The sequence below is a fragment of the Nocardia sp. NPDC060220 genome (assembly GCF_042727815.1).
GTDB lineage: Bacteria > Actinomycetota > Actinomycetes > Mycobacteriales > Mycobacteriaceae > Nocardia.
Genome location: NZ_JBHWZY010000683.1, coordinates 1 through 3,809, shown reverse-complemented (window position 1 = coordinate 3,809; position 3,809 = coordinate 1). Strand labels below are relative to the sequence as shown.

Here is a 3,809-nt window from a genome sequence, read left to right as displayed (position 1 = left end):
GGTCGCCTCCCCCTCGGGATGGCGGCCTTCGACGTTGTGTGGCCGTACTCAGTGGCTGGCGACCTTGCGGTACTGCAGTAGTGCCGCGGGCATCGCGATGGCGAGGATGACCAGCGAGCAGATGATCGCGTAGAGGATGCAGTTCTCCGCGGCCCAGCCTGTCGCGGGGACGAAGGTCGGGGGCGAGTCGTTCTCGAAGAGCTTGCGACCCGCCGCCGACACCGCGGTGATCGGATTCCATTCGGCGATCGCGCGCAGGGGGCCGGGCAGGGTTTCGGCGGAGATGAACGCCGAGGAGATGAACGTCAGGGGGAACAGCCAGATCAGACCCGCGCTCTGCGCCACCTCCACCGTCGGGGAGACCAGACCGGTCAGGGCGCCGACCCACGACATCGCGAACGCGAACAGCAAGATGATCGCGAACGCGATCACGGCATCGCCGAAGCTGCCGTGGATGCGCCAGCCGACGATGTACCCACAGATCGACATCACACCCAGGCTCACGATGTTGACGACCAGGTCGGACAGCGTGCGCCCCATCAGGACCGCCAGCCGCGACATCGGCAGCGTCCGCATCCGGTCGATGATGCCCTTCTGCAGGTCACCGGCCAGGCCGACGGTGGTGAACGCGGCATTGAACGCCACGGTCTGGGTGAAGATGCCGGCCAGCAGGAACTCCCGGTACTGGTCGCCGCCGAGCGAGGCACCGAAGATGTAGGCGAACAGGAACACGAACATCAGCGGCTGGATGGTGGCGGTGACCAGCAGCGTCGGCACCCGCAGGATGGTCAGCAGGTTGCGGTAGGCCACGATCGCGCTGTCGCGCACGAACCGGGCCTTCGGTTCCATCTCCTCGCCTGCGGGCGGCCGCGGGGTGGCCGGCTGGATGGGCAGATCGCGGGTCTCGTACTCGTCCACCGTGACGTCGGGGGCACTCACGACAGGACCTCCTCTTGCACGTCGTCGGTTTCGGGTTCGGGAACGGTCTCGGCCGGGGTGCCGGTGAGGGAAAGGAACACATCGTCGAGAGTGGGACGCACGACGTTCGCGTCGAGCACGCAGACACCGGCGTCGTCGAGGCGGCGCAGCGCTTCGACCATCGTGCGTGACCCGTTGCCCACCACCACCGACACCTCGTCGCTGCCGGGCTCGTGAACGGGCTCGCCGACCCCCACCTGCTGCAGGACCTGCACCGCGGGCCACGGGCTCTGCCCCGCGGCGAGGGTGACCGTGAGCCGGTCGCCGCCGATGGAGGTCTTGAGCTCGTCGGCCGAACCGCGGGCGATGACCGTGCCCTTGTCGATGACGGTGATCCGGTCGGCGAGCAGGTCGGCCTCCTCGAGGTACTGGGTGGTGAGCAGGACGGTGGTGCCGTCGTCGACGAGATCACCGATCACCTGCCACATGTCCAGGCGACCGCGCGGGTCGAGGCCGGTGGTCGGCTCGTCGAGCACCACCACCGGCGGCCGCGCCACCAGCGCACCGGCCAGGTCGAGGCGACGGGCCATACCACCGGAATAGGTGCCTGCCCGCCGACCCGCCGCGTGGTCGAGTCCGAACGCGGTGAGCAGTTCCTCCACGCGCACGACGGACTGCTTGCGTCCCATGCCGTACAGGCGCGCCACCATGCGCAGGTTCTCGTAGCCGGTCAGGTTCGCGTCGACGGCCGCGTACTGGCCGGACAACCCGATCCTGGTGCGCGCGGTGGCCGGGTCGGCCAGCACGTCGATACCGGCGACCCGCACCGAACCGGCATCGGGTCGCAACAGCGTGGTGACGATCCGCACGGTGGTGGTCTTGCCCGCACCGTTGGGGCCCAGCAGGCCGAGCACGGTCCCCGCCGGGATCTCCAGGTCGATCTCCTTCAGTACGCGCACCTTGCCGTAACTCTTCGCCAGGCCGCGCACTTCTACCGCGAGACTCACGGTCGCATCTCCTTCTGGCCGCTGCCGCACACGGTGATGTCCGGGACGGCGTCGAGGTGGCGATGCAGCACGGGGCCGATCGCCGCCAGCGATTCCGGTGTGGTCATCGCCGCGTGCCTGCAGGGCAGGTCGTGGTTGTGGATGTTGCCGGTGACGAACGGCTGCCAGGCGTCGGCACAGCGGCTCGGATCGGCGGCGTTGATCTCGTCCGCCGTGGCGGTGAAGAACACGAGGTCGCCGTCGAAGGTGCGCGGCCGGAACCGGTTGGCCATGACGGTGCCGTCGGCGTACCCGGTGTAGAGGCGTTGCAGATGTTCCACCGAGAGCGCGGCGAACGGACCGGCCTGGGCCCGCAGCAGATCCGCCGCTTCGTTCAGGTCGAGGTCGGCGGGCAACGGTTCGCCGTCGACCAGGTCGGCGCCGAACTCGCCGAGGATGTCGGCGACACTGGGCATCGAGGTGTCGAGCCAGCGGTCACCGAGCTGGTAGCTGTCCATCATCGCCAGCAGCGCGACGTCTTCGCCCGCGTCCTGCAGCTGCACGGCGATCTCCTGCGCGATCAGGCCGCCGAGCGACCAGCCGAGTAGGTGATAGGGACCGTGCGGCTGGATCGACTTGATATGGGCGACATAGTGTCCGGCGGCTTCGGGGATCGAGATGAAGCTGTCGTCGCCGGACACGTGCGGGGCCTGCAGGCCGTACACCGGGCGCTGCGGGGCGAGATGAGCGAGCAGTCCCGCGTAGCACCAGGCCAGCCCGATCGCCGGGTGCACGCAGAACAGCGGGGTGTCGTGCGGGCTGGTGGACGGGCGGATGGCCAGCACCGGGCTGGTGGCCGCCTCGATCACCGCGTCCGGGTCGAGGTCGTCGAGCTTGGCCGCGATTCCCGCGGGGGTGGCGTCGCCGAACATCATCTGGACGGGCATGTCGTAGCCCTGCTCACGCAGTGCCGCGACAACTTTGGTGGCCAGCAGGGAGTTGCCGCCGAGTTCGAAGAACCCGTCGTCCACGCCGACCCGCTCGACCCCGAGGACCTCGGTGAACACCGCGCACAGCGCCATCTCGGCGACGGTCGCCGGCGCGCGGTATCCGCCGGACGCGGTGAACACCGGCTCGGGCAGCCGGGCTCGATCGAGCTTGCCGACCGGACTCAGCGGCACCTCGTCGAGCAGCATGATCGCCTGCGGGACCATGTAGTTCGGCACGTGACCCGCGACGTGCTCGAGCAGTTCGGGCACGCTCGGCGCGCTCCCGTTGCGTGCCTTCACATACGAGACCAGCGCGGTGACCCCGGCCTGCGTGGTGTGACCGATGGTGAGCGCGAGCTCGACATCGGCGTGCCGGGCGAACGCGACGTCGATCTCGCCGAGTTCGATCCGGAATCCGCGGACCTTCACCTGATGGTCGGTGCGGCCGACGTACTCCACGTCCAGCGCCGACTTGGCGCCGTCACGCCAGCGCACCAGGTCGCCGGTCCGGTACATCCGTTCGCCCGGCGCGCCGTAGGGATCGGCCACGAACCGCTGGGCCGTGAGTCCCGGCCGGTTGAGGTAGCCGCGCGCCAGGGCCGAGCCCGCCAGCTGCAGCTCGCCGGTGACACCGATCGGGGTCGGGTGCAGTCGCCGGTCGAGCACGGTGGCCGCGACGCCGCGGATCGGCCCACCGATGGTGATCGGGCCCCGCGGGCTCATCGGCTGCGGCATCAACGTGACGATGGTCGTCTCGGTGGGGCCGTACACGTTGTAGAAGTTGCGCCCCGGCGCCCAGCGGGCGAGCAGTTCCGGCGGCAGCGCCTCACCACCGGTGAGCACGTGGGCCAGCGAGTTCACGCCCGCCGGGTCGACGGTGCCCAGCGCGGCGGTGGTGATGAACGCGTGGGTGATC

General features: G+C 69.6%; 3 protein-coding genes. All 3 read right to left on the bottom strand.

Annotated elements, in window-relative coordinates; translation table 11 throughout:
• Positions 1 to 48: 48 nt before the first annotated feature.
• The gene (locus tag ACFWF3_RS27645) at positions 49 to 849 is read right to left on the bottom strand and encodes an ABC transporter permease (protein ID WP_358110415.1); all 801 of its coding nucleotides are present in this window, start codon (positions 847 to 849) and stop codon (positions 49 to 51) included.
• Positions 850 to 935: 86 nt separating this feature from the next.
• Positions 936 to 1,925 (bottom strand): ATP-binding cassette domain-containing protein, encoded by a 990-nt coding sequence (locus tag ACFWF3_RS27640; protein ID WP_378987919.1) that lies wholly within the window; start codon positions 1,923 to 1,925, stop codon positions 936 to 938.
• A partial coding sequence (locus tag ACFWF3_RS27635) for a thioesterase domain-containing protein (protein ID WP_379316336.1) occupies positions 1,922 to 3,809 on the bottom strand: 1,888 nt, incomplete at its 5' end. The genes ACFWF3_RS27635 and ACFWF3_RS27640, both read right to left, overlap by 4 nt.